This is a genomic window from Bradyrhizobium sp. CCGB01 (assembly GCF_024199795.1).
Lineage (GTDB): Bacteria > Pseudomonadota > Alphaproteobacteria > Rhizobiales > Xanthobacteraceae > Bradyrhizobium.
Window position 1 is genome coordinate 4,160,169 of the sequence record NZ_JANADK010000001.1, and the last position, 18,444, is coordinate 4,178,612.

Sequence of the window (18,444 nt, forward strand, 5' to 3'; positions counted from 1 at the left end):
AGGAGACTACACTATGTCCATTCGACTGCGTCTCAACGTGCGTTCGCGCCTTCGCGGCTTCCGTTCGGTCAGCGAATTGCCTTTAGCCGAGCTCGGCTTGGCCTCGGCTTGCGTGCTCCTGAGCGTCACGGCGGCACACGCCGCTGGCTCGGGTATGCCATGGGAAGCGCCGCTCGAACGCGTCCTGGAGTCAGTGCAGGGGCCCGTCGCCAAGATCGTCGCCGTCATCATCATCACGGTAACAGGCATATCGTTGGCCTTCGGAGACACTTCCGGCGGATTCCGCAAGATGGTCCAGGTCGTGTTCGGCCTCTCGATCGCCTTTGCCGCAAGCTCCTTCTTCCTGTCGTTCTTCTCGTTCGGTGGCGGAGCACTGATCTGATGCGCCCCGATGGTTTTGAACTCGTGCTCCACCGCTCGTTGACCGAACCCATCCTGATCGGCGGCGCCCCGCGCGCTGCCGCCATCCTGATCGGGACCCTTTCGGCTGTGCTGGCGCTCGGCCTGCGCCTTTGGCTCGCAGGTCTGGTGCTCTGGGTCATTGGACACAGCGCGGCCGTTTGGCTCGCCAAACGCGACCCGGCCTTCGTCGAAGTCGCCATCCGTCACACCAAGCACAAAGGGCGGCTCGCATGCTGAACCTGAAAGAATTCCGCAGCAATGCCCATCGCCTGGCTGATTGGTTGCCATGGGCATGCCTGGTCACTCCGGGCGTCATCCTGAACAAGGATGGCAGCTTCCAACGGACGATACGCTACCGCGGGCCGGACCTCGACAGCGCGACCGAGGCCGAGCTGATAAGCGTCGCATCCCGCGTCAACAACGTGCTGAAGCGGTTCGGGTCGGGGTGGGCGCTCTTCTTTGACGCCACGCGCATTCCGGCTTCCGAATATCCGAGGTCGAAATTCCCCGATCCGGTGTCCTGGCTGGTGGATGAGGAGCGGCGCGCCGCTTTCGAAGGCGCCACCGGGGTTGCACCGGAGGATCCGACTCGGTCCGGCGGGCAGCATTTCGAGAGCGTGCTGCATCTGACCTTGATGTACTTGCCGCCGGCCGAGCGGATCTCGCGCCTTGAGGGCCTGTTCCTCGAGCGTCCGACCGAAAGTGATCGCGAAGTCGGACGGAGGCGGCGCATTCGCCGTGGACAATCCAGCGTCAATGTTGGCCAAGACAAGAGCCTCGCTCAAGACGACACCCATGAAGACGAGACCGAGAGCGAACGAAGGTTTAGCAGCGACGAACCGGGTTATCGGGATTATCTCAAACGATTCGTCCAGGAAACCGACCGGGCGATCGATCTGCTCTCGTCGGTCCTGCCGGAGATCTGGCCTCTAAACGATGCGGAGACGCTGACATATCTTCATAGCTGCGTCTCCACCAAGCGGCATCCGGTCAACGTTCCCAATATTCCGGCCTATCTCGATTGTTTCCTGAGCGATGAGCCGCTCACTGGAGGATTGTCACCGGCGATCGGGCGTAGCCATCTTCGCGCGTTGACCGTCCTTGGGTTTCCGCACGTCACCTTTCCCGGCTTGCTAGATGAGCTGAACCGGCTTGGCCTCGCCTACCGCTGGGCAACGCGGTTCATTCCGTTGGACCGCACGCAGGCAAACACGACGCTGTCGCGCTATCGAAGGCAGTGGTTTGCCAAGCGAAAGTCGCTTGCAGCAATTCTCAAAGAAGTCATGTTCAACGAGCAAGCGGCGCTGCTTGACACCGACGCCAGCAACAAGGCTCTCGACGCCGACGCGGCGCTCTCCGAGCTTGGAGACGATTTAGTCGCGTTCGGCTATGTCACAACTACAGTCACCGTCACCGACGAAGACTCGCGGAAAGCCGACGAAAAGATCCGGGCGATCGAGCACGTCATCAACAGCAGGGGCTTCACGGCGATCCGCGAAAGCATCAACGCGGTGGAGAGCTGGCTGGGCAGCCTGCCGGGGCAAGCCTACGCCAATATCCGTCAGCCGATTGTTCATACGCTGAATCTTGCTCATATGTGTCCGCTGTCGGCGGTATGGGCTGGACCCGCGCGCTGCGAGCATCTTGACGGTCCGCCGCTCCTGATCGCGAAGACCAAGGGAGCGACCCCGTTTCGGCTGTCGCTGCACGCCGGCGATGTTGGGCACACCCTCATTGTCGGGCCGACCGGCGCCGGCAAGTCTGTCCTGCTATCGATGCTGGCCCTTCAATACCGGCGTTATTCGAATGCTCAGTTGATCACGTTCGACAAGGGGCGTTCTGCCCGCGTCACAACTCTCGCCTTGTCGGGCGCCTGGTACGAGTTGGGAGCCAAGGCGGGAATTGCATTCCAGCCGCTGAAGGATGTCGCGGAAGAGGGGCCGAGGCTGTGGGCGCTGGATTGGCTGTGCGGCGTACTCGCCCACGAGCAAGTTGACGTCACGCCGGCGGTCAAGGAGACGCTCTGGTCTGCTCTCAAGAGCCTCGGTTCTGCGCCCGTCCCTCAGCGGACAATGACGGGGCTCGTAGCCCTGCTTTCCCGCGACGCATTGCGACAGGCCCTTCAGCCCTACACGCTCGAAGGGCCATACGGACGATTTCTCGATGCAGATGCCGATCGGCTTTCTGGCGCCGACGTGCTCACGTTCGAGATGGAAGAACTGATGGCATTGCCGGGCCTGGTCGCGCCAGTTCTTACATATTTGTTCCATACTCTAGAGGAACGGTTCGACGGTCGGCCGACGTTGCTGGTTCTCGATGAAGCATGGGTGTTCCTCGACGATCCACTCTTCTCGAGCCGAATCCGGGAATGGCTGAAGACGCTCCGCAAGAAGAACGTCGCTGTCATTTTTGCGACCCAGTCGCTCGCCGATATAGCCGATAGCCAAATCGCGCCGGTGATCATCGAGTCCTGCCCGACCCGGATATTCTTGCCAAATCCACGCGCGCTGGAGCCGACGCAGACTGCGACCTATCGTCGATTTGGTCTGAACGACACTCAGATCCGTCTGATTGCGGAAGCTTTTCCCAAGCGTGACTATTATCTGCAGTCCCGTGCCGGAAACCGTCTGTTTGAGCTGGGCTTGGGACCGGTGGCGCTGGCGCTCGTTGCTGCTTCTTCTGCCGAAGATCAGCGAGCTGTCGATAGCGTCCTGTCCAGATCTGGCCCACATCATTTCGCCAAGCGCTATCTCGCGCAACGAGAACTGCACTGGGCGGCCAATCTCATCAGCACCTTCGAACAAGCGCTGTCATCCTAAGCGTATAGCCCTTCCAATCTAACCCTTGGAGTCAACAATGCTGCGATCCCGCTCGCGCGGGCTAGTTTCGCGCGCCCTGCTAGTCGTTTGCGTCCTCGTGTCCCTAATCGCTGCACTCGCCGGTCCGAGCCCGGCGCTCGCCCAATCTATCGTCTGGGATCCCTGGAATTACGGCCAAACGCTGCTCAGCGCTGCGCGAGCGCTGGATCAGATTAACAATCAGATCCGGAGCCTTGAGAACGAGGCGCAGATGCTGATCAATGAGACGCGACATCTCACGAGCCTGCCGGGCAGCGTGGTAGGGCGACTCACGGGCACCATCACGCGGCTCAACAGCCTGGTTGCTCAGGCCAAGGGCATTTCATTCGATGTCGACAAGGCGCGCAGCGAGTACGAGCGCCTCTATCCGCGCCAATACACCGCGTCATCCCCTTTTAGCCTTATGGTGCAGGACGCGACGTCTCGCTGGGACAACACCTATGAAGGGTTGAAGCAAGCGTTGGTGACGCAGGCAACAATTGCGTCGAGTCTCGACGAGGATCGGCAGACCCTCAGCGCCTTGATGACAAACTCATCAACGGCCGTTGGATCGCTGCAGGCGCAGCAGTCGAGTAACGAATTGCTCGGGCTTCAGGCAAAGCAAGCCTTGCAAGCGCAGGTCTTGCTCCTGACGCAGGCACGCGCAGACACATTACGAGCTGCCGAGCAGCAGGCCTCAGTCGTGGCCGCGCAGGAGCGATTCACTCGCTTCATCGGCGACGGTCATGCTTACGCTGGTGGAAAGTAGGAGAAGGGCACCATGGCCGACCTCACCGTAATTGACCGTTTTACCGAGACGTTCTCACGATACATCGATTCCGGATTTGGTCTCCTGTCGGGCGATGTGTCATTCCTGAGCTCAACCCTGATCTGCATCGACCTGACTCTGGCCGGGCTTGCATGGAGTATCAGAGCTGACGACCATATCCTGGTTACGCTGGCCAAGAAGGTGCTCTATGTCGGGGCCTTCGCCTTCATTATCGGGAACTTCAAAAGCCTCGCTGATATCGTCTTCGCGTCATTCTCCAGCATCGGGTTGAAAGCGTCCGGCGGTGGGCTGACTGCCTCCGATCTAACCCGTCCGGGCTTTGTAGCCGCGGCCGGCTTTACAGCAGCTCATTCTCTTCTGGAGGAGACGGGTCAGTTCTCCGGATTCGATGCCCTCACCAACCTGCCAACGATCCTGATCCTCCTGTTCTGCTGGATCCTGATCGTGCTCGCCTTCTTCATCCTTTCTGTCCAGCTGTTCGTCACGCTTATCGAGTTCAAGCTGACAACGCTGGCGAGCTTCATCCTGGTGCCATTCGCCCTGTGGGGAAAGACAGCCTTTCTGGCTGAGAAGACGCTCGGCAATGTGGTCGCGTCGGGAGTGAAAGTGATGGTTCTCGCAATCATCATCGGGATCGGCTCGACTATTTTTGGCCAGCTCTCCGAAACATTGACCCGACCGATCGACATTGCGTCGGCGATGAGTCTGCTCCTAGCGGCGCTTTCGTTGTTCGGTCTCGGCATCTTTGGCCCTGGTATCGCCGCTGGGCTGGTATCAGGCGCGCCTCAGCTCGGCGCAGGCGCCGCGGCCGGAACTGTCGCGGGAGCGGCGGCCGTCGCGATTGGTGGCGGGGCAGTTGCGATGGGGGGCCTACGCGCAGCAGCAGGCGGCTCGGCCGCCGCGGTTCGATCCGCAGCATCACTGACCGGGGCAGCCTCCGGCAGCGGCGCCTCAGCCCAGACCCTTGCGGCAAGCCAAGTCCCCGTGGCGAGCAGTGGCGGTGCAACCGGCGGCGGAGCGCCGCCGGCGAGCCGTTCGTCCGCGACGCCAGGACGACAGGCAAGAGAGGCTGCGCAGGTTGCCGCTCACATTCTGAAAGATGGTGACAAGGGCGGGCATTCATCCGGTCCGAAGCTGGGAGAGGAATAGAACATGGCAAATCACCCCTTTCAGCGCGCGTCAGTGCGTTATGGCGAAACGCCAGAACCGGTCACCGCCTATCAGAAGGCGGCCCAGGTCTGGGACGAACGCCTTGGCTCGGCGCGTGTGCAGGCCAGGAATTGGCGGCTAGCAGCACTGGCGACCATCGGCCTCTCCAGCATTCTTGGTTTGACCATCCTTGCCCAAATTGCTCGATCCGGCGTCGTGCCATACGTGGTCGAGGTCGATCGGCTCGGTGAGGTCCGCGCCGTTGGCCCGGCGCTCGAGGCCTATCAGCCGTCGGACACCCAGATCGCGCATTTTCTGGCGCGCTTCATCGAAAACGTCCGATCGCTATCGATTGATCCCGTCATCGTTCGGGCGAATTGGCTGCGCGCTTATGACTTTGTCACAGACCGCGGCGCGCAGGCCTTGAACGACTATGCGCGAGAAGCCGATCCTTTCACCAAGATCGGATCCAAGACCGTGACCTCCGAAGTCACATCCGTGGTGCGCGCCTCCAGCGACAGCTTCGAGATCCGCTGGAAGGAGAACTCCTACGAGAACGGATCGATCGCAAAGACCGAGCGCTTCACCGGTCTCGTCACGGCGGTCCTCAAGCCCCCCTCAGATGCCGAAACGCTGCGGAAGAACCCGCTCGGCCTCTACGTCCATTCCCTCAACTGGTCGCGTGACCTTATCGGAGACGCAAAATGAATTCCTTTGCCACCGCTATATTCGCGTCGGCGAGCGCATTGACCCTCTCGCTTTTGCTTGGCGGATGCGCCACCAAGCTCAATCTTGAGGCGCCCTATGATGAGATGACATTCGAGAAGGGGCTTCCGGAGGCAGATCCTCCGAAGGCGGTTGCGGTTGTTGAAACGCCCAAGGTCTTGCCGCTGCCCGGCCAACTGAAGCCCCTTCCGACGAAAGTCGCCAAGGACGAGACGCTGCCGCCCGAGCAGGCGATCGCCAAGGCCAACAAGGCAGCGCGAATGGAGCCGACCAGGGCCGGATACATCAACGCGATCCAGGTCTACCCTTGGACGGAAGGAGCGCTGTATCGGCTTTATGCCAGTCCCGAAAAAGTCTCGACGATTGCGCTTCAGCCAGGCGAAGAGCTCATCGACGTCTCCACTGGCGATACAGTTCGGTGGGTCGTCGGTGACACCGCGAGCGGGCAGGGCACTGCCCGCCGGGTCCATATCCTGGTCAAACCGACCCTTCCTGATATTCAGACCAACCTCGTGGTCTTGACCGACCGGCGTGCCTATCACTTGGAGCTCGTATCCACGAAACAGACCTACATGGCCTCGATCTCGTGGACCTATCCGACGGACACCCTGGTTGCCCTCCACAAGCAGAATGCCGCCGCCCAGGAGAGCGAAGAGCGGGTCGCGGATCGCGGCGTGCGGCTCGATAGCCTGAACTTTCGCTATCGGATCGATGGTGATGACCCGCCCTGGCGGCCGCTACGGGCGTTTGACGACGGCCGCAAGGTCTACATTCAGATGCCGTCGGGTCTCCCCCAGGGAGAAGCGCCGCCACTATTCATCGCTGGCGCGGATGGCCGCCCGAACCTCGTCAACTACCGGGTTCGCGGGTCGTACTACATTGTCGACCGGATGTTCGGCGCCGCCGAGCTCCGCCTTGGGGAGAATCCGCAGCGCATCGTCCGGATCGTACGTATCGACGCTCGACCGGTGTCGCAGGCTCTCAGCACCGGGAGCGCCTCATGACCGATGGGTTGAACCAGGATCCGCCGGAGCCGCTCGAACTGCGGGCACGTCCTCGGCCCATCCGGCGCCTGAACCGGCGCGCTTTGATGATCGGCTGCGCAACCCTTGCACTGTTCATTGCGGGCGCGACGATCATCGCACTCCGACCGCCGCGGGCGTTCAAGTCGGCCGATCGGCCAGAAATCTACAACACCGATCGGAAGCAGACGGCCGAAGGCCTAAGCAAGCTGCCGAAGTCCTACGAGAACCTAGCCCCAACGACGCCGCGGCTCGGGCCACCGTCGCCGGGAGACATCGGCCGTGCGTTTGCCGAAAGCGAAAAGAAGGCTGGCGTCGCCTCTGATGGAGGTTTCCGGACCAGTCCTGAGGATGACGCTGAGAGGGCCGAGCGGATCCGCCAGACACGAATTGCCCAGCAGGCTAAGGAGTCGGGTCTGTTCGTCAGGCTGTCGGAGAAGCAGGAGAAGAGAAAACAGGTCAATACGGCGGAAATACCCGCTGCGGCTCCCGCGAACTTCCGGCCGTCGACCGCCGAGACGGCACCGTCTGCCGCCGATCTGGCCAAAGCGGCTCAAGGGATGCTCGATCGGTCCAGCGAGATCATCCCGTCCTCGCAGGCGCGAAAGCTCGCCTTCGTGGGGGCGAAGGCCGACACTGATACCACCAATGCCCATGCGCTGAAGCCAGTCCCGTCGACCTATGCGGTGATGGCGGGCTCCATTATCCCGGCCAGCCTTGTGACAGGCCTGAATTCGGACTTGCCTGGAACTATCATTGGTCAAGTCACCGAGCGCGTTTTTGACTCAGTGACTGGCGAGCACCTCTTAATCCCGCAGGGGACACGGCTTGTGGGCAAGTACGATAGCATCGTGGCTTTTGGCCAAAAGCGGGCACTGGTCGTCTGGACACGGCTCATCTTGCCGAACGGAAACTCCATCGTGATCGAGAACCTTCCAGCCACGGACGTCGCAGGCTATGCCGGGCTCGAGGATGAGGTGGACTTCCATACCTGGCAATTGCTCAAGGGCGTCGCCTTGGCGACCTTGATTGGGGTGGGGACACAGCTCTCGATTGGCAGCGACGAGAGCGATCTCGTTAAGGCTTTGCGGGAAAGTGCACAGCAAACGACCAATCGTGCCGGCCAGCGCCTAGTGGAGCGCGAGCTCGACGTGCAGCCCACGATTACGGTGCGGCCGGGCTGGCCGCTGCGGGTGATTGTTTCGAAGGATCTGGTGCTAAAGCAGTATTCGGACCATCAGGCGGCGGCGAAGGGCAGGTGAGGGATGAGGCTTGCAAAACTGCCTGACCGGACGCCGGTGAAGATGAGCGTTGTGTTCACTCCGGCTCTTGCGCAACGGCTCCGAGAGTATGCGGACTTCTATGCAGAGATTTACGGCAACAAGGAGGAGGTTGCCGACCTAGTACCGTTCATGCTTGAGGCATTTCTCGAAAGGGATGGGGCGTTCAAGAGAAAAAAGAGCAATACATAAGTCGCGATTCAAACTACCGTCGCAAATGACCGGCTCGATCATCAGGGCGCGCAGACGGCGTCCTGTTTTTTGATGCATCTACTATTTCATCCAGCGTCAGTTCAACAGGCTGACTCAACTTCAGATTTTTGGAGACTTAACCTGCCTACGCGTTTGCCATCATTCGCATGAATTCCTCCAAGGAGGGCTGTGGCGCCGTTTGGAGCTTATGAAGCTCCTCTGGCCTCAACTTCGTGTAACGCCGCAACGTTCGCCAATCTTTGTGACCGGTTACCAATGCGACTTTTTCGATTGGCAACCCTGCTTCGAAGAGGCGACTGGTGCCTTCGTGCCGCAGGTCATGGAAATGCAGATCCTCAATCTTCAGTTCTTCGCAAGCCCGTGCGAATGCCTTGCTAATTGAACGATGGTTATAAGGAAACACGCGGCCCTGGCCCCTTGTGATGATCCGCTGCTGGAGCAGGATCTCCCAAGCATCGTAACCAGTCAGATTAAGAAGCGGCACTTTCTGGTCGTTGCCTTCCTTTTCTCTTGGATCCTTACGATCTCGAATTAATAGGATCCTCTTGTTCATGTCGACGTCGGGCCAACCGGGCCGGCAAATCTCTTCTTGCCTCATCGTCGTCGCGACGGCGTAGCGGACGATGCGCCCCATGGGGATGACTTGGCGATAATTGGACTCGAAGTACATGATGAGCTCGTCAAGCTCATCCTGGGTTGGTCTGCGATCTCGCTCGTCGGACTTTCCAACAAGACCCAGATGTTTGAGCGCCGCCCGCGCGAGGCGAACTTCTTCGGCGGAAACCTCGATGCCATGGACGGCTGCTGCGTGCGTCGCGACGGTCCTAATGAACGACATGTCAATCGCAAGGGTTGCTGGTCCAGCACCTTCCTTTGCTCGCTTTCTGCCATATTCGATTAACCGCGCGCGATCGAGCCTAGGGAGCTTTGTGGATCCGAGGTCGTCCTTCAGCGCTTCCAGGACGGCTGCTTTGGATCGGCGAGGAGGCCGGCCGACCTCGAGCATATCTTCGATGTGCAAATCGATGATATCGGCGAAGGTTTTTGCTCTTACCGCAGCGCGCGGCTTTGGCGATCCCTTCCGATCGATGTTGCATTCCATATCGAGTGCCCATTCCTCGCCGTCCTTGCGCCGGCGGAAGGTCTCTGACACGTAACGGTTCTTGCGGCGGACCTGGACGCGCCAGTTCCCAGAGGGCAACTGAGTGAAGGTGGCCATGGTCGTGTGCACTTCCTAATTCGTGTGCGCTACGTGTGCGCTGAAAGGTCAAAACGGGTACAAACGTGTGCAATTTCGGCTAGTTTGAAGTGCACACGTTCCTGCTTCATCCTATTGAGACTGTAGGGTAAATAATTGAAATCGCAAGACTATCGCTTTTCTGTGGCGCCGATGATGGACTGGACCGACCGGCATTGCCGGGTGTTCCATCGTCACCTGACGCGGCGGGCGCTGCTCTATACGGAGATGTTGACCACTGGCGCCGTCATTCATGGCGACCGGGAGCGGCTGCTTGGGTTCGACGCGGTTGAGCATCCGGTGGCGCTTCAGCTTGGCGGGTCGGATCCGCGCGAACTCGCGCTGGCCGCGCGGATCGGCGAGGAGTTCGGCTACGACGAGATCAACCTCAATGTCGGCTGCCCGTCCGACCGCGTGAAGGATGGGCGCTTCGGCGCGTGTCTGATGGCGGAGCCGGAGCTCGTGGCGAGGGGCGTCGATGCGATGAAGCGCGCGGTCGCCGTTCCGGTCACGGTGAAATGTCGCATCGGCATCGATGACCAGGATCCGGAAATCGCGCTCGATAAGCTTGCGCGTGGAGTGGTTGCGTCCGGCTGCGACGCGCTGATCGTGCATGCCCGGAAAGCCTGGCTGAACGGTCTGTCGCCGAAAGAGAACCGCGACATCCCGCCGCTCGACTATGATCGCGTCTATCGCCTCAAGCGCGCGATGCCTGACGTGCCAGTCATCATCAACGGCGGCATCCCGGGCATTGACGAGGCGAAAGCCCATCTTGAGCACGTCGACGGCGTGATGCTCGGCCGCGCCGCCTATCAGGAGCCGTGGCGGCTGCTCTCCGTCGATCAGGACATCTTCGGCGAGGCGGCGCCGCATGCGACCATGCAGGACGCGTTCGAGGCGATGATGCCGTATATCGAGCAGCAGCTTGCGCGGGGCACGCGGCTTCACGCCATCACGCGGCATTTCGTCGGCGCATTCCACGCCGTGCCCGGCGCGCGCGCCTTCCGCCGCCATCTTGCCGAGCAGGGGGTGAAGCCGGGCGCCGGCGTGGACGTGCTGCGCGATGCCATCGCGCGTGTCGGTGCGCGCGCTCCGGCGGAGGCTGCGGCCTAGCCGCAAGCACGTGAAGAGCCGGATCGTGACATCCGGCTCTTCGTCGACCTGGTTCAGCGGAGCAGATCGAAGTGATAATTCACGCCGACGCGGAAGGTGTGGAATTTGGCGGCGTTCCAGTCCGGCAGATCGTCATGCTTGAATTCGGTGTAGAGATACTCGGCCTTGGCCGACCATTTCGGCAGGAACGCCCATTCGACGCCGCCGCCCGCGGTCCAGCCCATCTTCATCTTGTTGATCGCGCCGTCCTTCAATTCGCCGGCGGCCAGACCCGCGGTCCCGAAGAACAGCAGGCGTGAATCCATCGTCGCGATGCCGGCGCGGGCGCGGCCGGTCATGTACCAGGGCAGGCTGACTGCGGCGCTGTTGAGCGCGTCGTGGTTCTTGATGTCTCCGCCTTCGAAGTCGTTCTCGATGCCGACCACGAACATCGGGGAGATCTGGTAATTGTAGCCGATCTGCACGCCGCCGACGGCTCCCTTGACCTTGCCGCCGCTCGTGCCGACGAGATTGTTGAAGGCGTCGTCGCCGCTCTCGGCATAGCCGGCGTTGAAGCCGGCATAGAGACCCGTCCACGAATACACCGGCTGCGGCGCCGTATAGGTGGAGGAGGGCGCCGCATAGCGCGGTGACAGGTCCGCAGCACAGGCGCTGCCTGCGGCGAACGCCGTTACAAGGGGCAGCGCGCGCATCGTGCGGCGTAAGGCGGCTCTTGCAGTCATGGTGATCAATCTCCCTCTTGGCCGCATCCTCGGGGGAGCAGCACTCGTCCAACCCAGATCCGGGAATGGACTTCTTATAAACCGACTGGGCGGTTTGTAAATGGCGCAAATGACACACCCGCGCGCTTTTGCGGCGCACGGCCTGACGTCACTGGGCCAGGAGGAATTGCGGCTGTCGTGAACGGTCTAGTCGACCGCGGTGCGCGAACGGCGGTGGTTGCTCAGAAGCTCCGGATAGCCGGTGAGCATCAGCTTGTCGGCGCGCACGCCCCAGCTCTCCAGGCGGTCGAGGAAGCTCATGCCGAGCAGGTTGGTCTTCATCTGCCCGCGCTGCACAACGAGGGCGGGCACCGATTTCTCGACGAGGTGGCCGACGGAGAGACGGTCGAGCGTGAGGCGCGCCGCCTTGGTGTGGCCGCCGGCGGTTTCGAGATCGACGTCATATTCGAGCATCTCGAGCGGCAGCCCGATCGCTTTCGCGGTTTCCCAGGTCAGCACCACGGAGGTCGCACCGGTGTCGATCACCATCGGTGCAGCCACACCGTTGATCTTCGCACGTAGCGCGAATTCGCCGCCCTGGCCGCGTTGGATCTGCACGGCTGGGGCCGGGGAAGCCGTCTTCGCGCGAAACATGTGCGAGACCTTGTTGCTTGCGCGCGCGATCTGGTCGGGATCGCCATAGGCGACGACGGCACCGGCCGTGCCGGCGAGCATGATCAGAACGAGCAGGAAGCGGATCATCGCGCGCCTCCGAAGGCACGCAGGCCGATCAGGCGCGCTTCGGCGATCCCGCGATCGGCGCGAGCCCGGCGTCCGCCATGCGTGCCGGCAACAGCGCCATCACCGCGAGCCGTTCCGCGCTCTCCATGGCGTGCCAGCGCGCGATCTCCGGCAAGGTCCGGCCGCAGCCGAAGCACAGCCTGGTCTTGGGATCGATCATGCAGACGGCGACGCACGGCGTATCTTTGCTCATGTGGACATAGTGGGGGATCGTCGGGCATGTCTGCAAGCATCTCGTTACGAGCCCGTACCCGCGCTCATGATCGGCTTGTGGCGCGGCCGGCGCTTCTCGTCGGGCACCGCGGAACTCTCCGGCTGGAGCGGCGGAGAATCGTCCGACATCGGCGCCAGCGCGCTCATCACGCGCTCCGGCGGGAAGGTGACGATCACCTCGGTGCCGATGCGCAGCTTCGATTTCAGCGTGAACGTGCCGCCGTGCAGGTCGATCAGGTTCTTGGCGATGGGAAGGCCGAGGCCTGCACCCTGTTCGGCTGACTTGATCGAGTTGGAACCCTGGCCGAACGAGGCGAGCACGACCGGGATCTCGTCCTCGGGAATGCCGGAGCCGGAATCCCGCACCGAGAGATATTGTCCGCCCGAGGCGGTCCAGCCGGCCTTGAGCCAGATCTCGCCGCCTTGCGGGGTGAACTTGATCGAGTTGGAGAGCAGGTTGAGCACGACCTGGCGGATCGCCCGCTCGTCGGCCCACAGCCGCGGCATGGCCTGCTCGAACACCTCGTGGATGGTGATGCCGCGGCTCGAGGCGCGCAGCTTCATCAGATGATGGCAGTCGGCGACGATGCCGACCAGCGACACCGCTTCCTCGTTGAGCTCGTAGCGGCCGGCCTCGATCCGCGACAGATCGAGGATCTCGTTGATGAGGTTGAGCAGGTGCACGCCGGAATTATGGATGTCCGCCGAGTACTCCTTGTAGACCGGCACCGCATGCGCGCCGAAAATTTCGCTCTTCATCACCTCGGAGAAGCCGAGGATCGCGTTCAGCGGCGTGCGCAGCTCGTGGCTCATCTGCGCGAGGAAGCGCGATTTTGCGACGTTGGCGGATTCGGCGCGGTGGCGCGCTTCGTCCGAGATCGCCTTGGCCTGTTCGAGCTCGCCGATCAGCGCGTCCTTCTCGGCGCGCGCCTCGAGCGTGGCGAAGGTCGAGGAGTGCAGGCGGTGCGCCAGCAGCACGAAATAGCCTTCGGCCGCCAGCGCGAGCGCGGCCAGGATGTAATTGTCGAGCGCGCCGGTCACCGCAAAGCTCAGCGCCATTGCCACTGCAACCGGCGCCGTGGCGGCAAGCGCTGCGATCGGCAAATTCGCGGCCAGCATGCTCGACACTGCGATCACCAGCAGCATCAGGAACATCATCAGCGTTTCCGTGACCATGTCGAGCACGGGATGGATCAGGATCGCCATCCAGCACAGGCCATAGAGCAGGTCGAGCACGACGAAGCGCGTCCGCCAGGCGCGCGTTGCCGCGGGCGAGGAGGCCTCAGCCAGGAAACGGTGGCAGCTGCGGATCATCGCGGCGTGGATGCAGAGCATGCCGGCGGTCCAGGCCGCGGCGGGGATCGGCTGCATCCACAGCCCGAACAGCACGCCGGTGGCAACCACCAGCAGCATCACGACATAGGAGGCCGACAGCCGCGTCTGGGCATATTGGCGCAGCATCTCGGCGTCGAAAGCCGGCCGGGTTCCGCTGGTCGACGTTAACTTGTCGCGGGCCTCGCGCACCCGCTGCGCCGCAGCCCGTCGGCTGCTCGCCGATGGAGCGCTTACCGGCTCGGCCGGAAGCTGTACGACCTCTGGCTTTTCAGCGGGTTTACTCATCGAACAACAACAATTCCTGCCCGCGCGAGACGGGCCTTCTGCATTGTCTATCTCTGGCAAGAAATCCTTAAGAGGTGACTTAAGGAGCTAAAGAATTACGTTAACCCGGCGTTAATTTTGAGCGCGCGCAGGACCGCTCAGTGCAGCGCCGCGTGCTGCGCGACGTAAACCACCGCGCCCGCCAGATAGCCCGCGAGCGCGGGGATGGCGATGCGGCGGGCGTACCAGAGGAACTCGATCCGCTCGAGCCCCATGGCGGCGACGCCCGCGGCCGAGCCGATGATCAGGATCGAGCCGCCGGTGCCGGCGCAATAGGCGATGAACTCCCAGAGGAAGCTGTCGGTCGGGTAATGCGCGAGGTCGTACATGCCCATGGTCGCGGCGACCAGGGGCACGTTGTCGATGACGGCACTGAGGAGGCCGAGCACGACGACGATGATGTCCTGGCGTCCGAAGGTGGCGTCCAGCCATTTCGCCAGCATGGAGAGCAGGCCGGCATGGTCGAGGCACGCGACCGCGAGCAGGATGCCGACGAAGAACACGATCGAGCCCATGTCGATCCGGGTCAGCGCGTGCGCGAGCGTGAGCGGTTGGCGAACATGCTCGTCCTTGCCGCGATGGACGATCTCGCCGACCAGCCAGACGATGCCGAGCCCGAGCAGGACGCCCATGAAGGGCGGCAGATGGGTAAACGTCTTGAAGGCCGGCACCGCGATCAGCACGCCGAGCCCAAGATAGAACATCACATTCCGCTCGAACGGATCGACGCCATGCAATCCGCCGTCCTTGGACGGCGCCGCAATGGCCTTGCCGCGCAGCGCCAGGCTGATGAACGCCAGCGGCAGCAGCAAATTGACCAGCGCGGGCAGGAACACCGAGCCCATGATTTTCAAGGGCGAGATCTGCCCGCCGATCCACAGCATCGTCGTGGTGACGTCGCCGATCACGGTCCATGCACCGCCGGCATTCGCCGCGATGACGATGAGGGAGGCAAACAGCAGGCGGTCGTCGCGCCTGGCGATCAGCCGCTGGATCAGCGAGACCATCACGATGGTGGTGGTCAGATTGTCGAGGATCGCGCTGAGGAAGAAGGTCACGAAGCCGATCAGCCATATCAGGCGGACCTGGCTCGTCGTGCCGATGCGTGAGGTGATGACCTCGAAACCGTCATGGGCGTCGATGACCTCGACGATGGTCATCGCGCCGATCAGGAAGAACACGATCTGGGCGGTGGAGGCGACGGATTCGTCGAGCTGACGGCCGACCAGCGCATGGTCGCCCGTCGCGATGGCGTAGATGGTCCAGAGCAGGCCCGCGCCTAGCAGCGCGGACGCGCTCTTGTTGACCCCGAGCGGATGCTCGAGCGCGATCGCCGCATAGGCCAGGACGAAGATGACGGCGATCGCGATCAGCAAGGCAGGGGCAGTTCGTCTGGTGTCAGCGATTCAGGCGCGCGAGCAGGCTCGACGTATCCCAGCGCTTGCCGCCCATCTTCTCGACCTCGGCGTAGAACTGGTCGACCAGCGCGGTGACCGGCAGATTGGCGCCGTTGCGGCGGGCTTCGGCCAGCGAGATCGAGAGGTCCTTGCGCATCCATTCGACCGCGAAGCCGAAATCGTACTTGTCCTCGTTCATGGTCTTGTAGCGGTTCTCCATCTGCCAGGACTGCGCAGCGCCCTTGGAGATGGTCTCGATCACGGCGGCGACGTCGAGGCCGCTCTTCTTGGCGAAGTGGATGCCCTCGGAGAGGCCTTGCACCAGGCCGGCGATGCAGATCTGGTTGACCATTTTGGTCAGCTGGCCGGAACCGGCGGGCCCGAGCAGTTTGCACATCCGCGCATAGGCGCCTGTGATGATCGGCTCGGCGCCGGAATAAGCGTCCTGCGCGCCGCCGCACATCACGGTCAGCACGCCGTTCTCGGCGCCGGCCTGGCCGCCGGACACCGGTGCATCGATGAACTTGAAGCCGGCCTTGGTGGCGGCCGCGTCGAGCTCGCGCGCGACCTCGGCGGAGGCGGTGGTGTGGTCGACGAAGGTCGCGCCCTTCTTCATGCCGGCGAACGCGCCGTCGGGGCCGATCGTGACCGCGCGCAGGTCGTTGTCGTTGCCGACGCAGCACATCACGAAATCCTGGCCTTCTGCCGCGGCCTTCGGGGTCGCCGCGGTCTTGCCGCCGAACTTGTCCGCCCACTCCTTCGCCTTGGCCGCGGTGCGGTTGTAGACGGTGACCTCATGGCCCCCTTTTTTCACGAGGTGTCCGGCCATGGGGAAGCCCATCACGCCGAGACCGAGGAAAGCGACTTTAGCCATGTGTGTGTCCGTAGCTTGAGTTTTACGGTTGCAGCCGGGCGGGGGGGCGCCAGCCGAGGTCCTGAGTTCCGCCCGAGGGCGGGCCGGGCGCACCATAAACCCTTGCGGCCGGAGGGCAACGGCTTCGTTTGGCGGCCTCCTGTGCTAGGATGGCGGACCTCAAGGACTTCAAAACAAGGGAGCGAAAGCATGGGCGGCGTGAGCGTGGGCGTCCTCGATCATTTCAACATCCGGACCCGGAATCTGGCCGAGACGGTCCGCTTCTACGAGGACGTGCTGGGCCTGGAAAAAGGCGCCCGGCCCAATTTCGCCTTCCCGGGGGCGTGGATGTACAGCGAGGGCAAGCCGGTGGTGCACCTCGTCGATATTTCTCCGACCTCAGAGCCGCAAAAGCCGGATTCCGGCGTGGTCCACCACGTCGCCTTCGTCAGCCGCGGTTTTGACGGTATGAAGCAGCGGCTGACGTCCAAGGGCATGAAATTCGACTCCCGCCAGGTGCCCGGCGGCGACCTCTGGCAGATCTTCGTCCACGACCCCAACGGGGTCATGATCGAGCTGAATTACGAGGCGGCCATGGAGCAGGGGGTAGCCCCCGCCGAGACGGCCGGCGATATCGGCAGGCAGTAGCCTTTTGGCCGTTTCCGCTCTAATGGGGCATCCTGAAGCCTTGGGCATGGTCTTGTGGATCATGCTCCGTTTGGGAGATGCGCTTTGAGCGTGACGCAGCAACAGGTTCTCGACAGCCTCGCCAGGATCAAGTCACCCCGCGGGGTCGCGCTCACCAATGCCAATGTGCTGAGCGCGATCAGCGCGGCCGACGGCAAGGTGTTCTTCTCGATCAACGTCGATGCCGCCGAGGCGCGGGCCTGGGAATCCGTCCGGGCCGAGGCCGAGGCCGCGGTGCGCGCCATTCCCGGCGTCACCACCGTGATGGTGGCGCTGACCGCCGAGCGCAAGGCGGGCGCCGCGCCGCCGCCACCCCCGCAGCCGAGCCGTGGCACGCCGGGCGTACAGCCGGTCCATGCGCACAAGCCTCCGCAGGGCGGTCAATCGCCGATGGCCCGGCAGTCGGAGATTCCAGGCGTTGCCGCCGTGATCGCGGTCGCCTCCGGCAAGGGCGGCGTCGGCAAGTCGACCACCGCGCTCAACCTGGCGCTCGGCCTGCGTGACCTCGGCCTCAAGGTCGGGCTGCTCGATGCCGACATCTACGGCCCCTCGGTGCCGCGTCTGACCGGCCTGCGCGACAAGCCGGAGCTGAACAACGAGCGCAAGATGATTCCGCTCCGGCGCTTCGGCCTCGCCATCATGTCGATCGGCTTCCTGGTGGAGGAGGAGACCGCGATGATCTGGCGCGGTCCCATGGTGATGTCGGCGGTGACGCAGATGCTGCGCGACGTCGAATGGGGAAGCCTCGACGTGCTCGTGGTCGACATGCCGCCGGGCACCGGCGATGCCCAGCTCACGCTGGCGCAGAACGTGCCGCTGAAGGGCGCCGTCATCGTCTCGACCCCGCAGGACCTGTCCCTGATCGACGCGCGACGGGGGCTTGCGATGTTCAGGAAGGTCAACGTGCCCGTCCTCGGCATCGTCGAGAACATGAGCTATTTCCAGTGCCCGCAGTGCGGCACGAAATCGGACATTTTCGGCCATGGCGGCGCGCGACACGAGGCCGACAAGCTCGGGGTGCCATTCCTGGGCGAGATCCCCCTGCACATGGCGATTCGCGCCACCTCGGACGCCGGTAATCCCGTGGTTGACAGCGAGCCGGACGGCCCTCATGCGGCGATCTATCGCGCCATTGCGGGGCAGGTCCGGGACCAGCTCAAGGGCGTCATCGCCGCGGCCTGAGCGGTCTTCTGGGGACATGCGACTTTCGTAGAGCCCCGTCATGCCAATGTCGCGTTCCGAAACGGGGCCGTCCGTGTTAAAGGCCCACGGCAGTCAAGCCCCTTCGGTTCGACGCGGGCCAAACGCGTCGCCGGAATGAGCGGCGGCAAAGAGGAAGTTAGGGGAAACGCCCCAGCAAGGAG

General features: G+C 62.8%; 18 protein-coding genes and 1 pseudogene. 12 read left to right on the plus strand and 7 right to left on the minus strand.

Features of this window, described 5'->3' with window-relative positions; translation table 11 throughout:
- The first annotated feature begins 13 nt into the window (after nucleotides 1-13).
- The 9 genes from NLM25_RS18930 to NLM25_RS18970 are packed head-to-tail and all read left to right on the plus strand — an operon-like array spanning nucleotide 14 to nucleotide 8,398.
- Complete coding sequence (locus tag NLM25_RS18930; protein ID WP_254137943.1) at nucleotides 14-382, plus strand: TrbC/VirB2 family protein; 369 nt, start codon at nucleotides 14-16, stop codon at nucleotides 380-382.
- Nucleotides 382-639, plus strand: a complete 258-nt coding sequence (locus NLM25_RS18935) for a VirB3 family type IV secretion system protein (protein ID WP_171711385.1) — start codon at nucleotides 382-384, stop codon at nucleotides 637-639. The genes NLM25_RS18930 and NLM25_RS18935 overlap by 1 nt, the downstream gene beginning before the upstream one ends.
- Nucleotides 633-3,221, plus strand: a complete 2,589-nt coding sequence (gene trbE / locus NLM25_RS18940) for a conjugal transfer protein TrbE (protein ID WP_254137944.1) — start codon at nucleotides 633-635, stop codon at nucleotides 3,219-3,221. The genes NLM25_RS18935 and trbE overlap by 7 nt, the downstream gene beginning before the upstream one ends.
- A gap of 37 nt (nucleotides 3,222-3,258) precedes the next feature.
- Nucleotides 3,259-4,008, plus strand: coding sequence for a P-type conjugative transfer protein TrbJ (trbJ, locus tag NLM25_RS18945; protein WP_254137945.1), 750 nt, complete (start codon nucleotides 3,259-3,261; stop codon nucleotides 4,006-4,008).
- A gap of 12 nt (nucleotides 4,009-4,020) precedes the next feature.
- Complete coding sequence (gene trbL, locus NLM25_RS18950; protein WP_254137946.1) at nucleotides 4,021-5,178, plus strand: P-type conjugative transfer protein TrbL; 1,158 nt, start codon at nucleotides 4,021-4,023, stop codon at nucleotides 5,176-5,178.
- A 3-nt stretch (nucleotides 5,179-5,181) separates the two neighbouring features.
- Nucleotides 5,182-5,886 carry a conjugal transfer protein TrbF gene (gene trbF, locus NLM25_RS18955; protein WP_254137947.1) on the plus strand — a complete coding sequence of 235 codons (705 nt, stop codon included), beginning with the start codon at nucleotides 5,182-5,184 and terminating at the stop codon, nucleotides 5,884-5,886.
- A complete protein-coding gene (gene trbG / locus NLM25_RS18960) occupies nucleotides 5,883-6,908 on the plus strand; it encodes a P-type conjugative transfer protein TrbG (RefSeq protein WP_254137948.1) in 1,026 nt (341 codons plus the stop codon). The genes trbF and trbG overlap by 4 nt, the downstream gene beginning before the upstream one ends.
- The gene (locus NLM25_RS18965) at nucleotides 6,905-8,188 is read left to right on the plus strand and encodes a TrbI/VirB10 family protein (RefSeq protein ID WP_254137949.1); all 1,284 of its coding nucleotides are present in this window, start codon (nucleotides 6,905-6,907) and stop codon (nucleotides 8,186-8,188) included. The genes trbG and NLM25_RS18965 overlap by 4 nt, the downstream gene beginning before the upstream one ends.
- Before the next feature lie 3 nt (nucleotides 8,189-8,191).
- Nucleotides 8,192-8,398 carry a DUF2274 domain-containing protein gene (locus NLM25_RS18970; protein WP_254118369.1) on the plus strand — a complete coding sequence of 69 codons (207 nt, stop codon included), beginning with the start codon at nucleotides 8,192-8,194 and terminating at the stop codon, nucleotides 8,396-8,398.
- A 145-nt stretch (nucleotides 8,399-8,543) separates the two neighbouring features.
- Here NLM25_RS18970 and NLM25_RS18975 read toward each other — a convergent pair whose 3' ends face one another.
- The gene (locus tag NLM25_RS18975) at nucleotides 8,544-9,638 is read right to left on the minus strand and encodes a site-specific integrase (RefSeq protein WP_254137950.1); all 1,095 of its coding nucleotides are present in this window, start codon (nucleotides 9,636-9,638) and stop codon (nucleotides 8,544-8,546) included.
- Between the two features lie 135 nt (nucleotides 9,639-9,773).
- Between NLM25_RS18975 and dusA the strand changes: the two genes are divergently transcribed.
- Nucleotides 9,774-10,769, plus strand: coding sequence for a tRNA dihydrouridine(20/20a) synthase DusA (gene dusA / locus NLM25_RS18980; RefSeq protein WP_256570712.1), 996 nt, complete (start codon nucleotides 9,774-9,776; stop codon nucleotides 10,767-10,769).
- A gap of 53 nt (nucleotides 10,770-10,822) precedes the next feature.
- Here dusA and NLM25_RS18985 read toward each other — a convergent pair whose 3' ends face one another.
- The 6 genes and pseudogenes from NLM25_RS18985 to NLM25_RS19010 form a co-directional block, all read right to left on the minus strand.
- Nucleotides 10,823-11,491 carry an outer membrane protein gene (locus NLM25_RS18985; protein ID WP_254137951.1) on the minus strand — a complete coding sequence of 223 codons (669 nt, stop codon included), beginning with the start codon at nucleotides 11,489-11,491 and terminating at the stop codon, nucleotides 10,823-10,825.
- Between the two features lie 186 nt (nucleotides 11,492-11,677).
- Nucleotides 11,678-12,232 carry a TIGR02281 family clan AA aspartic protease gene (locus NLM25_RS18990; protein WP_254137952.1) on the minus strand — a complete coding sequence of 185 codons (555 nt, stop codon included), beginning with the start codon at nucleotides 12,230-12,232 and terminating at the stop codon, nucleotides 11,678-11,680.
- Between the two features lie 28 nt (nucleotides 12,233-12,260).
- A complete protein-coding gene (locus tag NLM25_RS18995) occupies nucleotides 12,261-12,464 on the minus strand; it encodes a DUF1289 domain-containing protein (protein WP_254137953.1) in 204 nt (67 codons plus the stop codon).
- Between the two features lie 44 nt (nucleotides 12,465-12,508).
- Nucleotides 12,509-14,104 (minus strand): HAMP domain-containing sensor histidine kinase, encoded by a 1,596-nt coding sequence (locus NLM25_RS19000; protein ID WP_254118374.1) that lies wholly within the window; start codon nucleotides 14,102-14,104, stop codon nucleotides 12,509-12,511.
- A gap of 137 nt (nucleotides 14,105-14,241) precedes the next feature.
- On the minus strand, nucleotides 14,242-15,519 hold the full coding sequence (gene nhaD, locus NLM25_RS19005; protein ID WP_254137954.1) for a sodium:proton antiporter NhaD: 1,278 nt from the start codon (nucleotides 15,517-15,519) through the stop codon (nucleotides 14,242-14,244).
- 22 nt (nucleotides 15,520-15,541) lie between these two features.
- Nucleotides 15,542-16,438: pseudogene (locus NLM25_RS19010) on the minus strand (NAD(P)-dependent oxidoreductase); the annotation flags it as partial.
- A 165-nt stretch (nucleotides 16,439-16,603) separates the two neighbouring features.
- On the opposite strand from NLM25_RS19010, the gene NLM25_RS19015 reads away from it, so the two are divergent.
- Together NLM25_RS19015 and NLM25_RS19020 are read left to right on the plus strand one after the other, a co-directional pair.
- Nucleotides 16,604-17,041 (plus strand): VOC family protein, encoded by a 438-nt coding sequence (locus NLM25_RS19015; RefSeq protein ID WP_254137955.1) that lies wholly within the window; start codon nucleotides 16,604-16,606, stop codon nucleotides 17,039-17,041.
- 84 nt (nucleotides 17,042-17,125) lie between these two features.
- Complete coding sequence (locus NLM25_RS19020; RefSeq protein WP_254137956.1) at nucleotides 17,126-18,262, plus strand: Mrp/NBP35 family ATP-binding protein; 1,137 nt, start codon at nucleotides 17,126-17,128, stop codon at nucleotides 18,260-18,262.
- Nucleotides 18,263-18,444 lie beyond the last annotated feature (182 nt).